Origin of the sequence: Metabacillus sp. 113a (genome assembly GCF_050107635.1) — a bacterium.
Taxonomy (GTDB): Bacteria; Bacillota; Bacilli; order Bacillales; family Bacillaceae; genus Metabacillus_B.
The window spans coordinates 66,213-81,906 of the sequence record NZ_JBNILJ010000004.1; the positions used below are offsets into that span (position 1 = coordinate 66,213).

Sequence of the window (15,694 nt, forward strand, 5' to 3'; positions counted from 1 at the left end):
TCAAAGTGGGATACAAAATAGAAGCCAATCCGGATAAACTGGAGGCTTTTGCTAACAGCATTGTAAAAGAACTGGCTTTTCTGGAAAAACAGGCGGATACACTGAATGACGAGCTGGACAACATCATTAAATACTGCTCCCCGGAGTACTTACACTGCTTCAGCGGTGTGGGAAATACGGCAGCTACCAGCGATCAGGTCATTGAGCGGCTGGATAAGCACGAAAGGGATATTCGGGATGCCGGGGGTAAGCTTGCGGAGCAGGACGATATTTTAATGAAATTGTATGATTTTTACGATCAATACAACACAGCGATGATTTTTGGCGGTTCCATGTTAGGGGCAGGCAAATATATGGCTTCAGGTGTAACTCAATTTTTGCTCAATGCGGATGGGAATTTCATTGTAAAAAACATGCAATTTTTAGATGATTTCGGAAGAATGGTTGATCAATCGAAATATAAAACTATCATTAAAGCTTTTATATCTCCTACTATGATGGGATTTAAAAACAAGTCAGTTTCTGAACTTCTCTTTAAGAGAATGACTGGTTTTTTTGCAGACGATGCTGCAAATTTCAATAATAATGTTCGGAACTGGGTTAACGGGAGCGTTGACGATCTAGGAAAAAAAGTATCTTTTATGGATGTTGTTAAAACTGGTGGAAAGTTTGCTAAGGGTAACTTTCTCCTGACTACCGTGGTTACAGCTGGTTCGGAAACATTTGGAGCAGGAGTTACAATCGCTGATAATTATAATAAATATGGGGACAATCCAGAGGTGTTAAAAAGAGAAAATGCAAAAGCTGTAGGGAAAGCTGCGAATAAAACGTTTTGGGTTACTGCCGGATCAGGTGTAGGTACTGTAATTGGAGGAGCTCTAGGAAGTTTCGGTACACCTGTAGGTACGGTTTTAGGAGGAGCAGCAGGAGGTGCTGCCGGAGCTTATGTAGGTGAAAGAATAGCCGAAGCGACTGCAGGTGCTGCAGAGTCTTTGGCGCTAAAATACGATGATACAATTCAAAGCGGGATAACTGGAATAAGGAATCTTGGTGGAGATGTATCGAAAGGGATCGAAAAAGCTTCTGCGGTTGCGTCCAAGGTTACTGAAGAAGTGGATAAACACTTAAATAAAGGCATAGATATGGTTGAAAAAGGGATCAATGATGCTGGAAAAAAAGTAAAAAATGAACTGAAGAAGGTTGAAGATACAGCAGCCTCTATGGTTAATGGAGCAAAAGACTTTTTATCAAATCCATTCTCATTTGGGTAAGGAGCTAATATTATGACAACTAAAATTAAATTAAGTTCAGACGAATTGCTATTTTGCTTATATAGTGAGAATTTATTTGAACAGGGTATTTCCATGAAACAAATGTATTATCCAAATATTAGTGATGAAGAGTTAAATCTTATTTTTCAAGTGGCCTGCCGGTCTTTGCTTTCTAAAGATATGGTAGAATACATTGAAAATAAGTATATACTAAAGAAGGAATATTCGGGATTTATTCAAGTTTTAAGTTTTAGTTCCTATAGCATTAAAGCTTCCAGATTTTCAGATGAACAAGACCAGGTTTCATGGAACGGGTATTTTAATGGAGCAGAGTGCTATCTCCATTCGATCATGGATAATCAACAGGTACATATGATTGAGTATTTTAAAGATCATGATAAATTAGTTCATGTTTTAACTGCTTTAATGGATGTAAAGCATTCATCAGACACAGCAGAGGATCTATTTGTATGTACCGGAGAACTGTTCGAAACTCTTTTAGTTGGAATTCAGGAGGATGAGCAAAAAGTAAATGACTTTATTAATTCTGCAGAGATTAAAAATCTAAAAGTCCATGAATTTATTAATGACTTAAAACTAAGAAATGGAAAAATGGATAGTGTAATGAGTTTTGAAACTAATAAAGGGGAAGACCAAGCGCTGCATAACTTATCATTTATAGTTCCAGGTGTTAATCATACGTGGTTCATTACTGGAAGTGCGAGAAATGCTTTCACGCTTAATTCTGCTACCCCTGACTTGTTTAAAAGTATCATTACAGAAAATAGAAGCTTTCAGTTAGCTTGAGAGGGGAATATTATTGAAGCAGATTAATCAAACCGACACCATTGAAGTAAAAGCAAACCCCAGGTTAGTGGGCTTTGGATTAGCAGCAATAGCAGTGGCCATCCTGGTTTGCGGCTGGCTTATGATTGACGCGTTTAATTCAGGATTAAAAACAAGCCTTCTCGGACTGGCAGGGGGGGTATTAGGAACCTTTTTAGGTTTATACTTTTTAATCCATTCTGGGCCTGTATTTTTTGGAGATAAGGTTCTGTTCAAAATTATTCCTGGACCTGACGGGAGAATAGAGTCGAAAAAACAATCCGTGCCTCTTCGTGACATAAAAGATATTACGGTCCAGCATGGGGGAATGACCCTTCGATCCTGGCTTTACTATGACCTGGTCATCCTGACAAAGCAAAATAAAAAAATTAGAATACCAACCTACAATGTTTTAAATGATCAGGAATTTAACTCCTATAAACGGGATTATATCCTTCCATACTTGAATCATGAGCAAATCAGGGTTTAAATAGATCCAACCATTACCAGCCTCCTAATCCAAAAGGAGGTTTTTTCGTATTCGTATAAACAACTTCCGGAACGCTCCGATATAACCATTAGATGAATAAATTGAGGAGTGTCCATAATGGCGGTTAATTCAATTTCTGCTCAAGCTATGCCACGTACGCAAGAAGCAGAATCAGTGATAGTGAATCCTGTGCAGGCGATGAATTCGGCAGTTCAAGTAAAGGAAGCGGTACCGGCTTCAAAAGAAAAGCTTGAAAAAATTGTAGCGAGTTTGAATGAATTTATGGCACCGGCCAATACTCATACAGAATTTGTGCTTCATGAAAAGCTGAATGAGTATTACGTGACCGTTGTAGATGATGTGACGAGAGAGGTAGTCCGTGAGATTCCGAACAAAAAGGTATTGGATATGTATGCAGCCATGACGGAATTTGTCGGTCTGTTTGTAGATGAAAAAAGCTAAATGAGGCGGTGAATCATAATGACAATGAGAATTGGCGGTCTGGCAAGCGGTATGGATATTGACCAGATGGTAAGCGATTTGATGAAAGCAGAACGGATGGGCGTCGATAAACTGAAGCAAAAGAAAACCACATTGGAATGGCAGCGTGATAACTACCGTGACATGAATAAACTGCTGAAGGAATTGGATGATATGCTCAGTCCGATTAACAAAAATTCCTTGAGCCTGCAGTCAACCTTTAATCAAAAATCGGTCAGCAGCTCCAATGATGCCGCGGTTAGTGCAAAAGCGATCAGTGCCTCTGCAAATTTTTCTTCTTCCATCGGTGTGACGAGCCTGGCAGAATCGGGTTCTTGGAAATCCGATACAGGGCATGCCTATGTTCAAGGAGAAAGAGAGCTTGTCTTTAAGGTAACCGATCCGGGAACCACTGCTGAAAGAGAAGTGAAGGTATCCATCGGTGCAGCCGATACGCTAGAACAGGTTCTGTCGAAGCTTAATTCATCTTCACTTGGTGTCTCTGCCATGAAGGCAACTGTAAATGGTGAAGGCTTTGAAAGTGTCATTCTTTCAAATAATAAGGCAGGTGCCGGCGGGGCAATTAAGGCCTCCGATGACACGACCAAAGCGTTTCTGGAAAGTCTCGGAATGTCAGTTGATGCCAGCAATACAATGGTTAAGGATAAAGAGGGGAAAAATGCCCTTGTCACGATTAATGGCTATGAGATGGAGCAAACCTCCAACACTTTTAATGTGAACGGCGTTGAATACACAATTAAACAGGAAACAACAAAGCCTGTCAGCATATCAAGCAGCACCGATACAGATGGAATTTTGGATTCCATTGTAAAGTTCGTTGATAAGTACAATGAAATCATCGGGAAAATCAATGGCGAAATTACGGAAGACCGCTACCGCAGCTACCAGCCGTTAACCGATGAAGAGCGTGATTCGCTTTCCGATAAGCAGGTTGAGCAGTGGGAGGATAAAGCGAAAAGCGGCTTGCTTAAAAATGACTCCATTCTTGCTTCCGGTCTGAACAAAATGAGAACCGATTTTTATTCTCCGGTAAATGGTACAGGAAACATTGCAGGGTTTGGCCAGCTAGCTGATATCGGCATCAAAACGACCTCGAACTATATGGAAAAAGGAAAGCTCGTCATCGATGAGACGAAGCTCCGGGAAAAGATAGCAGAGAATCCGAATGCCGTCTATGAACTTTTTAATGCAAAAGGAGCAACCCCCGAAACCACTGGTCTAGCGGGGCGTCTGCGCAGCACCATTAAAGATACGATTACAAAAGTGGAAACGAAGGCTGGAAACAGCTTAATGACAACACAGAAATTTTCGATTGGAAAAAACCTGGACAATCTGGACAATCAAATCGACCGTTTTGAAGACCGCCTCATTCAAATTGAGGACCGATACTGGCGCCAGTTTACGGCAATGGAAACCGCCATCCAGCGCGCCAACGAGCAATCCGCCCAGCTAATGAACTTTAACGGCGGATATTAATGAGGAGTGAATCAACTTGGCAGTAAATAATCCATACCAGGCCTATCAGCAAAATTCCGTGACCACCGCTTCTCCCGGTGAGTTGACCCTTATGCTGTACAACGGCTGCCTTAAATTCATTAAGCAGGCGCGTGCGGCTATGGACCAAAAGCAAATTGAACTGAAAAACACCAATCTTCAAAAAGCACAAAAAATTATTCAGGAGCTTATGGTTACCTTAAATATGGACCAGGAAGTCTCTCAAAATATGATGGCACTCTATGAATATATAAACCGCCGTCTTATGGAAGCCAACCTGGGGAACGACACATCCATACTGGATGAGGTAGAAGGCTATGTTACAGAATTCCGTGATACATGGAAGCAAGTCATCCAAATGAACCGCCAGCAGCAATATAAGCAAGGCGGCTCTGTCTAATGAGCTCGGTTGCGGATGTCCACTCCCTTACACATCAGCTGCTGAACCTGCTCGATCAATCCTCAGAAAAAGATGAACGGGACCCGTTAATTGAGCAGATTGATGTAAAGCTGAATGAAAGAGAAGCCATCATGAAACAGCTGGCTCCCCCTTTCTCAGTAAAAGAGCAGGAGCTTCTTCAGGAGCTGAACAGGTGGAATAAACAAATCATCCAAAAGATGACCGCCATTAAAACATTTATCCAAGCAGACATGCAGCGGCTGAAGAAAACAAAAGACGGCGCAAACAAATATGTAAATCCCTATCAATCTGTTCAGACTGATGGCATGTTTTATGATAAGCGGAAATGAAAGAAAAGCTCCCGGGTGTTTAACCGGGAGCTTTTTAGGTATTTGTTCTTCTTCACAAGCTTTGGGAAATGAGTCTTTTTGGACTGCTGGCATTCAGACTCTTTCCTTATAATGAGTTATGGTGTAATTTGTTGGATAAATTAGGTTTTTTATCCTTTATCGCTGGGAATTAACCTATAGGAAATGAGTAGCGCAAAGCTTACATGAAAATAGAGGGAGAGATGAATATGAACTATACCAATCATCAAAACAACCATAACCAGGGACCGAAGCAGCCTTTTCCTCCAAAAAATAAAAAAGAAGAGAAGAAGGATAGACTGGATGGCTGTGGAGACGGCTGCTGCAGCTTTGATGGCTGTATGGTATTAATTGCGCTTCCAGCCCAGGCGATTGTAGCAGGGTATCTGCTGATAGATAAACTTTTCTAAATTCAAAAAATTAGGCTGCCTGACTCCAGGAAAATTGGTGCAGCAGCCTGATCGGATGTTCCTATATGTGTCTTAGAGAATCATTGATGTTTTTTTGAACCTGTTCTTCAGTAGCATACTCTTCATCTGCGGCTACAGCCCGTAATTGAACAGAATCATAACCGCCAGAATAAACACAAATCCGCCTGCTTCATAACAGTCCCCTATGAAAATCGGGAATCTTAGATTAGATAAGAGTCATAAAGGCAAAAGTATACATAAAGAGAAAGATCCCATTCACAAAAAGTAAGAATACATAAGGCAATGACCAAACTGCCCGCCACTGCTCTTCCTTTCTTTCGTGTGAGACATGATAGGAGTTCATTGCATCCCGCTTAACAATAACTTGTGTACAAGGCTCTTAACGATTCGAAAGGTTCATAGAATCAACGGGAATACTGGATAAACATGTTAGCTTTGAATGCTCTTTCCTCTCAACAATTCTCTCCCTGAACCGATATTAAATATAGTATAAGAGACCTATATCGAGGGTGGATAAATTGAACGAGTACGAGAGATTTGAACTTTATCATTTCTATTATCACTTGCTGAACACAGTTCAGGAAGGTCTTGATTATGTGCTGGAGAGCTTCCATTGTTTAGAATTGAACGAAGCGGAGAAAGTCTTTTCGGATATTATGCGGGCTTTTTATCATATTGACAGCTCCAACGTGCTGATCCTGGATAAAACGGCTGAAGAGGATCCTCAGCTAACCCTTCAAATCCGAAGGTTTGATGAAGTCATTAATGAACTGGATCATCTGGAGTTTATGTATTTTCAGCCCCTCACGTACGAAACGTATTTAAAGGATCGGCTGGCCCCCGCCTTCATTTCCTGGAGGGAAGGAATTCAGACAAGACTGCAGCCGTATATTCTGCATTAGCCGCTTATCTCAGGTGAGCGGTTTTTTTCTTAAGTGATTCCTTCCTTTCTAGCTTCCTGCCCACCCGGTAAGGACCTTCCTCCTGCCTGTTCAACACTTTTTTACAAAATTCACGATTTATTCACATTAATTTTACGTTTGAGCAGGAATACTAGAGGGGAAAGTAGAAGTAAGTTTACATATCCTTTACAAAGGAGGAGTTTTTAATGAGATACAATGTCAGAGGGGAAAATATTGAGGTAACTCCAGCTTTAAGAGATTACGTGGAGAAGAAGATTGGGAAGCTTGAAAGGTACTTTCAGGAGTCCGTAGATGCTGACGTGCACGTGAATCTGAGCTACTACAGCGATATGGAATCCAAAGTAGAGGTTACAATCCCGATGACAAATCTCGTCCTTCGCGGCGAAGAGCATAACGGGGATATGTACGCAGCCATTGATCTTGTAACTAGCAAGCTTGAGCGCCAAATCCGGAAGCACAAAACGAAAGTGAACCGCAAGTTCCGTGAACAGGATTCTGCTAAATTCATGTTCGCTAATGGAAATCCGGTCGAGACGCCAACCGCTGTTCAGACTCAAGAGGAAGATGAGGACAGCATGGAGGTTGTGAGAACGAAGCGATTCACCCTGAAACCGATGGATAGCGAGGAAGCAATTCTTCAAATGAATATGCTCGGCCACAGCTTTTTCGTTTTCACGAACCCAGAGACAAACCGTACCAATGTAGTATATAAACGTAAAGATGGCAAATACGGCGTCATTGAGCCGAACGAATAAGATCTGAATGCAACCGAAAAAGAGGCGCCGAGTCATGAGGTGCCTCTTTTTTGTGGTTCAATTTGACTAGAAAATTGGTATCTCATACCTTATAATGGTGAATAGAATGGAAAAATCTTGAGGCTGATCATTGTGGGCAAGCCCTATAAAGTATGGTAGGTTGAAAGGGATACAAAAAGAGGAGATGAAGTTGTTGTATATCGTTCATTCTACATTCCATGTACCTGAGAATAAAGCAGATGAGGTCATTTCCATCTATAAAACCCGTTCTAAAATGGTTGATCAGTACGAAGGGTTCCGTTCCTTCCAGCTGCTTCAAAATGAAAAGAAAAAAGGGGAATTGACCGTTCAAATAGAATGGGAAACAAAGGATCATTATATGAAATGGGTTCAAAGTGACGCCTTTAAAAAGGTGCACGAGCATGAAAAAAACTATCCTGATCAAGAGCTTGCGTCCATTGTTCCGATTGTAAAAAAGTATGAGGTGGTTGCAACATGAAGGATGAGCATAAAAATAAAGTGATTGACGAGGTTGTAGCTGGCATTTATGAGCACTATCCAGAGCTGCATGAGCGTTATGGGGAAGCTGGAAAACGCAAGTGCCGGGAAGACAATGAGCATCATTTTAAGCATCTGGCAACTGCCTATACAGCGGATATGCCGAAAATCTTCACAGATTATGCTCTCTGGCTGAACAACGTTTTGACCTCCAGAGGCATGAAAAGTGAGCATTTAATCGATAATTTTGAGCGGATTGAGCATGCGCTTGAATCTGTGGATTCTCCTGAGAAGGATGTTTATAAGCGGTTATTAGAAGAAGCAAATCAATTACTCTTAGTGAAGAGTTAAGGGCTCGGGATACAATCCGGAGTCTTTTTTTATTTCCAGGAATGAAGAAATGCTTCTTCATTCCATAGGTATTCATAGCCCCTTGTAATAAAAAATAACAGATTGGTGGAAAAAGTTTTTTTGTTCATATACATATAGATAAATATCCTATTTTTACTGATGAAGAATATTATTCATTGTGAAAGTTATCACTTTGCTGATTCCGGGTACAGACAAGGAGATAAAAAGGAGGCAGGACACGATGAATCAAACAGTAACCGCAGGTGCTGCAACGGGGTCATTACATGTAACGTCTGAAATAGGAACACTAAAAACGGTTATGCTGCACAGGCCTGGCAGAGAAGTGGAAAACTTGACGCCTGAGCTATTACATAAACTGCTGTTCGATGATATTCCATACCTGCCTGTCATACAGGAAGAGCATGATCAATTTTCAGAAACTCTGAGAGATCAAGGGATAGAGGTTCTGTATCTTGAAAAGCTGGTGGAAGAAGCGCTTCATTTTGGCAATGCAAGAGAAGATTTTATTGACCGGATTTTAAAGGAGAGCAAGTCCAACATCAATGGAGCAAGTGAGAGCCTTAAGGAGTTTTTGATGGATTTGCCGGGTGGACAGCTCGTCTCCAAAATCATGGCAGGCGTCAGGACGTCTGAAATCGATGAGGGACGGAAACGGCATTTATACGAATTTATGGCAGATCAATATCCATTCTATTTAGACCCGATGCCTAACCTGTATTTTACAAGGGATCCGGCCGCTGTCATCGGAAACGGGCTTACGATTAATAAAATGCATGAGGGTGCAAGAAGGCGGGAATCCCTCTTCATGGATTACATTATCCGCTATCACCCGCGCTTTTCAGCATCCAATGTGCCAGTCTGGCTTGACCGCGACTACGACTTCCCGGTTGAGGGCGGGGATGAACTGGTTTTGAGCGGGGATACGATTGCCATCGGGGTAAGTGCGAGGACCTCCGCGCGGGGAATTGAACGTCTTGCCTTAAACTTATTCCAAAAACAGGACCGGGTGAAAAAGGTCGTTGCCATCGAAATTCCAAAGTCACGTGCCTTTATGCATTTAGATACTGTATTTACGATGGTCGATTATGATAAGTTCACGATTCATCCGGCTATCCTGGGACCGGGTGGCAATATGAACATTTACGTTTTAGAAAAGCATGAGGAAGATCCAAATCGGGTAGCGATTTCCTCACGCACCAATCTTATTGCGACACTGAAAGAAGTGCTTGACCTTGATGATGTAACGCTGATCCCCTGTGGAGGCGGAGATGCGATCGTTGCTGCCAGAGAGCAGTGGAACGATGGCTCGAACACGCTTGCGATTGCGCCTGGAGTAGTCGTGACCTATAACCGGAATTACGTATCGAATCGGATCATGAGGGAGCATGGCATTGAAGTCATCGATATTCCAAGCTCTGAATTGTCACGGGGCAGGGGCGGTCCGCGCTGTATGAGTATGCCGCTGGTTCGTGAAGATATTTAAAATGGCTGGCCCTGTAATGGGGCCGGTTTTTATTTGGCGCGGCCATACTCTGATATTTGAACTGAGACTTCGGCGTAAGAGGTGTCTGACTCTGCTTTCGCTAAAGGATGGAAGCTTTGGAACCTCATTCGGTACCCCCGTTTACAAAGTCTTACACCGTGCCGATCCTCACGCTTTTGCGGCATGAAATCTCCGGCAGTGCCTCTCCATCCTCTCAAACAGCCCTGCTTCTGAATCTAAAATCTCTCCATAAAGCCTGTATCCCGCCATCTTCCATCCCTCTGTATATTGTTGTCCGCGGGAATGAATAGTGTTAGAATTAACGATAGTTCGATGTGTTTTCAAAATTTGTAAGAACGAATTGATATTTAACAGCAGAGGAGCGTTTTTATATATGCTTGGTATCTTGAATAAAGTGTTCGATCCAAATAAACGCACAGTCAGCCGCTATGAGAAAATGGCGAATGAAATAGATGCGCTCGGAACTCAGATGGAACAGCTGACAGATGAGGCGCTTCAGGCTAAAACAGAAGAATTTAAACAGCGTATTGAAAAAGGGGAAACACTTGATAAGCTTAGAAATGAAGCTTTTGCGGTAGTCCGCGAAGCATCCCGCCGGGTAACCGGCATGTATCCATTTAAGGTACAGCTCATGGGGGGGATTGCCCTTCATGAAGGAAATATTTCTGAAATGAAAACCGGGGAAGGTAAAACTCTCACTTCCACGATGCCGGTTTATTTAAACGCGTTAAGCGGTGAAGGTGTTCATGTTGTAACTGTGAATGAATACCTCGCCAGCCGTGATGCCGTTGAAATGGGGAAAATCTTTGAGTTTCTCGGTCTAACGGTCGGCTTGAATTTAAATCAGCTTACAAAAGATGAAAAACGTGCTGCGTATGCCGCCGATGTAACGTACACAACGAATAATGAGCTTGGGTTTGATTATCTTCGCGACAACATGGTCCTTTATAAAGAAGAAATGGTTCAGCGGCCGCTTAACTATGCCATCATTGATGAGGTGGATTCCATCCTGGTCGATGAGGCGCGTACACCGCTTATTATTTCCGGACAGGCTGCGAAATCCACAAAGCTTTATATGCAGGCAAATGCGTTTGTGCGCATGCTGAAAATAGAAGACGATTATACGTTTGATGTAAAAACGAAAGGCGTTCAGCTGACAGAGGACGGGATTACAAAAGCTGAGCGTGCGTTCGGAATTGAAAACCTTTTTGACATTTCCCACGTTACGTTAAACCATCATATAAACCAGGCCCTTAAGGCGCAGGTTGTCATGCAGAATGATGTGGATTACGTTGTGGAGGATGGAGAAGTCGTGATCGTTGATTCCTTTACCGGCCGTTTGATGAAAGGCCGCCGCTACAGTGAAGGACTCCATCAGGCAATTGAGGCAAAAGAAGGCCTTGATATACAAAATGAAAGCATGACGCTCGCAACGATTACCTTCCAAAACTATTTCCGTATGTACAAAAAGCTTGCCGGGATGACAGGTACAGCAAAAACAGAGGAAGAAGAGTTCCGCAACATCTACAATATGAGTGTTGTCGCGATCCCGACGAACCGCGATATCGTCCGTGATGACCGTGCGGATCTTGTGTATCGGTCCGTGAAGGGGAAATTCATGGCAGTTGTAGAGGAAGTTGCGCAGCGCCACGATGTTGGACAGCCTGTTCTGGTTGGGACGGTCGCCGTTGAAACGTCTGAACTCATTTCTCAGCTTCTTAAGAAAAAAGGCGTGCCGCATTATGTGCTGAATGCGAAAAACCATGAGAGTGAAGCGGAGATTATTGAGAAGGCTGGTCAAAAAGGAGCCGTTACGATTGCTACCAATATGGCAGGGCGCGGTACCGATATTAAGCTCGGTGAAGGTGTAAAGGATTTAGGCGGTTTAGCCGTTGTTGGAACGGAGCGCCATGAATCCCGCCGGATTGATAACCAGCTCCGGGGACGTTCCGGACGTCAGGGAGACCCGGGTATCACTCAATTTTACCTTTCAATGGAAGATGAACTGATGCGCCGCTTCGGCTCTGAAAATATGATGAACATGATGGACCGTCTAGGAATGGACGATACTCAGCCCATCCAGAGCAAAATGGTCTCACGTGCTGTAGAATCCGCCCAAAAACGGGTGGAGGGCAACAACTTTGATGCCCGTAAGCAGCTCCTTCAGTATGATGATGTTCTTCGCCAGCAGCGTGAAGTCATTTATAAACAGCGCTTTGACGTACTCGACTCTGAAAACCTCCGCGGTATTGTCGAAGAAATGATCAAATCTGCTATTGAGCGGACAGTTGCCCTTTACACTCCTAAAGAGGTCGTTGAGGAAGAGTGGGAGCTTGAATCGCTCGTGGAATATGTGAATGGAAACCTGCTCGAAGAAGGCGCACTTGAGTTGAATGAGATCCGCGGCAAGGATACTGAGGAAATTGAAGAAGTGATTCTTGCAAAAACGAAGGAGAAATACGATCAAAAAGAAGAAGCGTTTGGAACGGAACAAATGCGCGAATTCGAGAAGGTTATCGTTTTGCGTGCCGTTGATTCGAAGTGGATGGACCATATTGATGCAATGGATCACCTTCGCCAGGGAATCCACCTGCGTGCGTACGGACAAAACGATCCACTCCGTGAATATCAAATGGAAGGCTTCGCCATGTTTGAAGCGATGATTGCTTCGATTGAAGAGGATGTTGCCAAGTACATCATGAAAGCAGAAATCCGAAGCAACCTTGAGCGTGAAGAAGTGGCTAAAGGCCAAACCGCTGTTCATCCGAAAGAAGGCGAAGGCGAAGCCCCAAAGAAAAAACCAGCCCGTAAAGTAGTTGAAATCGGCAGGAACGAAATGTGTTCGTGCGGAAGCGGAAAAAAATATAAAAATTGCTGCGGTAAATAATGCAGTAAAACAATAGAGACCTGTCCAAACGGATAGGTCTTTTTTAATGTCGAAGATTGGCAAAACCACAGGATTCATTGTATAATAGTATTCTTTACAATAAATTTACGAAATTACTTATAAGTAGATCGATGATGGCGATAAATACGTGAAGACTATAATGAAAGGATAATGTGAAAGTGGAACAGCAAGCAGTACTTCCGATTAAACAGAAGGCAAACCGCTGGAGAAGGGCAGCCTACCTGGGATCGGGTTTAGGATTAGTTGCAGCGAATGCGTTTTATGGTTTAAGTTCATATATCATTTGGAGAGCCATGCACCCTCCAAAGATTGCCCTGAAAAAACACCCGGAGAATTTTGGAATCCGGACAGAGGAAATTCATTTTAAAAGCTCGGATGGTTTAACCCTTAAAGGCTGGTGGATGCCGGTTGAGAATAGCAGGAAAACAGTTATTTTCTCTCATGCCTATGGACTGAACCGCTATAATATGCCGTTTCCTATATTTGATCTTGTAAAGGTTTTTCAGTCTCAAGGCTACAATGTCCTTATGTATGATTTCCGGAATGCCGGTGAATCCGATGGGAATGAAACAACGATTGCTTTAAAAGAGCAGCTTGATTTAAATGGTGCGATTGATTTTGTAAAGCATGTGAAGGAAATGGACCATATTGTCCTGATCGGCTGGTCCATGGGAGCCAGTACTTCACTGCTGACGGGATGTATGCACAGTGATGTTAAAGGGATTATTGCTGACAGTCCATTTGCGAGTCTCGATACGTATGTAATGGATTCGTTCGAATATTGGACAAAGCTCCCACGTTTTATCGGCAGAGTTTCCTCATATGTAACAAAGCTGAATTTCCTTGGCTTTAAGCCTCACTTGGTGAAGCCGATTGAGGTGGTAAGAGAGGCGAAAGATAAAAAAATTATGATTATTCATGCTAAAAATGATCCGGCTATTTCCTGCACTGAAAGCGAAAAGATGAAGCAGGCAAATGATTCACTGGAGCTTTGGCAGCCTGAAATGGGCGGGCATATTGAAGCATACCGTCTGAACAAACCGGAATATGAACAGCGAATCGTGTCTTTTTTGAAAGAATGCTCTGAATAGGAACAAAGGGAAAAGACCATGGGTTCGGGAACAGGTACGAGCTACGCTGGACTTTTTAATCTCTGTGGTTTATGTTAAACAATAGCGTAAAAAAATACCCGAGGTGACTGAAATGGATTTAGTAGAAATTCGTCAGGAATTAGATAAAACAGCTAAGCGATTAGCTGACTTCAGGGGGTCTCTTTGACCTGGAATCAAAGGAAGCCCGCATTCAGGAACTAGATGAAGAAATGGCTCATCCTGCATTCTGGAATGACCAGAATGCAGCACAGGTCGTTATTAATGAAGCGAACGGATTAAAGGATGTAGTGAATCAGTTTTACGAGATGAGTGAGTCATACGAAAATCTGCAGGTTACACTGGAGCTTTTAAAAGAAGAGCCGGATGAAGAATTGCAGGAAGAGCTCGTCTCGGAACTGAAAGAGCTGTCTTCCCAAATGAATGAATTCGAACTGCAATTGCTGCTAAGTGAACCGTATGATAAAAACAACGCAATCCTGGAACTGCATCCTGGAGCAGGCGGAACAGAGTCTCAGGACTGGGGCTCTATGCTGCTTCGCATGTACACCCGCTGGGGAGAGAAAAAAGGATTTAAAGTTGAAACAATGGATTACCTTCCCGGAGATGAAGCAGGAATCAAATCTGTGACGCTTTTGATTAAGGGGCACAATGCATACGGCTATTTAAAGGCGGAAAAAGGAGTCCACCGCCTCGTGCGCATCTCTCCGTTCGACTCATCCGGACGCCGTCATACTTCATTCGTGTCATGCGAAATCATGCCGGAATTTAATGAGGAGATCGAAATTGATATCCGCACGGAAGACTTAAAGGTCGATACGTACCGTGCAAGCGGAGCCGGCGGACAGCATATCAATACAACTGATTCCGCCGTCCGGATTACCCATCTCCCAACCGGGGTGGTCGTATCCTGCCAAACCGAGCGATCTCAAATTAAAAACCGCGAGCATGCCATGAAAATGCTGAAAGCGAAACTTTACCAAAAGAAGATTGAGGAGCAGGAAGCACAGCTTGCTGAAATTCGCGGAGAACAAAAAGACATTGGATGGGGAAGTCAAATCCGCTCCTACGTCTTCCATCCCTACTCTATGGTGAAAGACCATAGAACAAGCACGGAAATAGGAAATGTTCATTCCGTTATGGATGGAGAAATTGATCCCTTCATTGATTCCTATTTACGATCTAAGTTATAATCAGGAAAACACCCTTGCCCGGGTGTTTTCTTTTTTAAACTTACAGAGGCAGGTGCATGTAACAGATTTTTTCATGTTTCCACCCTGGTTACAGGTGGGTATGAATAGACTATACAAACGAACGAACCGGGAGGTGACAAGGTTGAAATCTGTCATAAAAGTGATTGCATCCGTGCTCTTGTTTTTCGGATTTCTATTTGGCGCAGCGGGGATTTTCCTTGCCGATCATACAGAACAGTCCTCCTACGCAGTAGCTATTGCTTTCGGGACAGGCGGTTTACTATTCATGATCTGGGCCAAAAAAACGGTCTATCTCTGGGGATTAACCTTTTTGGCAACAAGCGGGACGCTATTTTTCTCTGTCATCGTATACCGCTGCTTTCATGCCTCCGAATGGGCCATGGGAATTGGATTCTTATGTCTGGATGCGAGTCTTTTGATCCTAGCAGTTTTCACCCTGTTAGCCTGCCTTCGAGGAAAAGCACCGAAAAAAATATAAACCATTTTTGGACAAGCCGGCAAAAGCCGGTTTTTTGTTTGGCTCTCGGCTCTCAGCAAGAGAGGCTCTGCTCGGAACCACGTTCCAGCCGTTCGAAAACTAAGCATTCCTTTTCGGAAACCCCGTCCGGCTCGCAACCGGGAAGGCTCCGCT

Annotated in this window: 17 protein-coding genes; all 17 read left to right on the plus strand. The window is 43.2% G+C overall.

Annotated elements, in window-relative coordinates:
• Nucleotides 1-5: 5 nt before the first annotated feature.
• The 17 genes from ACQCVE_RS08585 (at nucleotide 6) to ACQCVE_RS08665 (ending at nucleotide 15,541) form a co-directional block, all read left to right on the plus strand.
• Nucleotides 6-1,271: a hypothetical protein gene (locus ACQCVE_RS08585; RefSeq protein WP_426862469.1), complete on the plus strand. Its 1,266-nt coding sequence runs from the start codon at nucleotides 6-8 to the stop codon at nucleotides 1,269-1,271.
• Between the two features lie 12 nt (nucleotides 1,272-1,283).
• The gene (locus ACQCVE_RS08590; RefSeq protein ID WP_426842866.1) at nucleotides 1,284-2,078 is read left to right on the plus strand and encodes a hypothetical protein; all 795 of its coding nucleotides are present in this window, start codon (nucleotides 1,284-1,286) and stop codon (nucleotides 2,076-2,078) included.
• A 13-nt stretch (nucleotides 2,079-2,091) separates the two neighbouring features.
• A complete protein-coding gene (locus ACQCVE_RS08595) occupies nucleotides 2,092-2,586 on the plus strand; it encodes a DUF5381 family protein (protein ID WP_426842865.1) in 495 nt (164 codons plus the stop codon).
• Between the two features lie 117 nt (nucleotides 2,587-2,703).
• Complete coding sequence (flaG, locus tag ACQCVE_RS08600; protein WP_426862471.1) at nucleotides 2,704-3,048, plus strand: flagellar protein FlaG; 345 nt, start codon at nucleotides 2,704-2,706, stop codon at nucleotides 3,046-3,048.
• A gap of 18 nt (nucleotides 3,049-3,066) precedes the next feature.
• Complete coding sequence (locus tag ACQCVE_RS08605) at nucleotides 3,067-4,563, plus strand: flagellar hook-associated protein 2 (RefSeq protein ID WP_426862473.1); 1,497 nt, start codon at nucleotides 3,067-3,069, stop codon at nucleotides 4,561-4,563.
• 16 nt (nucleotides 4,564-4,579) lie between these two features.
• Nucleotides 4,580-4,981 carry a flagellar export chaperone FliS gene (fliS, locus tag ACQCVE_RS08610; RefSeq protein ID WP_426842862.1) on the plus strand — a complete coding sequence of 134 codons (402 nt, stop codon included), beginning with the start codon at nucleotides 4,580-4,582 and terminating at the stop codon, nucleotides 4,979-4,981.
• Complete coding sequence (locus tag ACQCVE_RS08615; protein WP_426862475.1) at nucleotides 4,981-5,331, plus strand: flagellar protein FliT; 351 nt, start codon at nucleotides 4,981-4,983, stop codon at nucleotides 5,329-5,331. The genes fliS and ACQCVE_RS08615 overlap by 1 nt, the downstream gene beginning before the upstream one ends.
• Nucleotides 5,332-5,558: 227 nt before the next feature.
• Complete coding sequence (locus tag ACQCVE_RS08620; protein ID WP_426842860.1) at nucleotides 5,559-5,759, plus strand: hypothetical protein; 201 nt, start codon at nucleotides 5,559-5,561, stop codon at nucleotides 5,757-5,759.
• Between the two features lie 539 nt (nucleotides 5,760-6,298).
• Entirely contained in the window at nucleotides 6,299-6,682 is a 384-nt protein-coding gene (locus ACQCVE_RS08625) for a hypothetical protein (protein ID WP_426862477.1), read from the plus strand.
• 206 nt (nucleotides 6,683-6,888) lie between these two features.
• Nucleotides 6,889-7,458 (plus strand): ribosome hibernation-promoting factor, HPF/YfiA family, encoded by a 570-nt coding sequence (hpf, locus tag ACQCVE_RS08630; protein WP_426862479.1) that lies wholly within the window; start codon nucleotides 6,889-6,891, stop codon nucleotides 7,456-7,458.
• A 193-nt stretch (nucleotides 7,459-7,651) separates the two neighbouring features.
• Complete coding sequence (locus ACQCVE_RS08635) at nucleotides 7,652-7,957, plus strand: antibiotic biosynthesis monooxygenase family protein (RefSeq protein WP_426842857.1); 306 nt, start codon at nucleotides 7,652-7,654, stop codon at nucleotides 7,955-7,957.
• Entirely contained in the window at nucleotides 7,954-8,307 is a 354-nt protein-coding gene (locus ACQCVE_RS08640) for a hypothetical protein (protein WP_426842856.1), read from the plus strand. Before ACQCVE_RS08635 ends, ACQCVE_RS08640 begins: the two co-directional genes overlap by 4 nt.
• A gap of 241 nt (nucleotides 8,308-8,548) precedes the next feature.
• A complete protein-coding gene (arcA, locus tag ACQCVE_RS08645) occupies nucleotides 8,549-9,811 on the plus strand; it encodes an arginine deiminase (protein WP_426862480.1) in 1,263 nt (420 codons plus the stop codon).
• A gap of 394 nt (nucleotides 9,812-10,205) precedes the next feature.
• Nucleotides 10,206-12,719, plus strand: coding sequence for a preprotein translocase subunit SecA (gene secA, locus ACQCVE_RS08650; protein ID WP_426842854.1), 2,514 nt, complete (start codon nucleotides 10,206-10,208; stop codon nucleotides 12,717-12,719).
• Nucleotides 12,720-12,898: 179 nt separating this feature from the next.
• The gene (locus ACQCVE_RS08655) at nucleotides 12,899-13,831 is read left to right on the plus strand and encodes an alpha/beta hydrolase (RefSeq protein ID WP_426842853.1); all 933 of its coding nucleotides are present in this window, start codon (nucleotides 12,899-12,901) and stop codon (nucleotides 13,829-13,831) included.
• Nucleotides 13,832-13,943: 112 nt separating this feature from the next.
• A protein-coding gene (gene prfB, locus ACQCVE_RS08660) for a peptide chain release factor 2 (RefSeq protein WP_426842852.1) occupies nucleotides 13,944-15,042 on the plus strand; the annotation gives its coding sequence in 2 pieces (ribosomal slippage) (nucleotides 13,944-14,006 and nucleotides 14,008-15,042; 1,098 coding nt in all).
• 142 nt (nucleotides 15,043-15,184) lie between these two features.
• Nucleotides 15,185-15,541: a hypothetical protein gene (locus ACQCVE_RS08665; RefSeq protein WP_426842851.1), complete on the plus strand. Its 357-nt coding sequence runs from the start codon at nucleotides 15,185-15,187 to the stop codon at nucleotides 15,539-15,541.
• The last annotated feature ends 153 nt before the right edge of the window (nucleotides 15,542-15,694 follow it).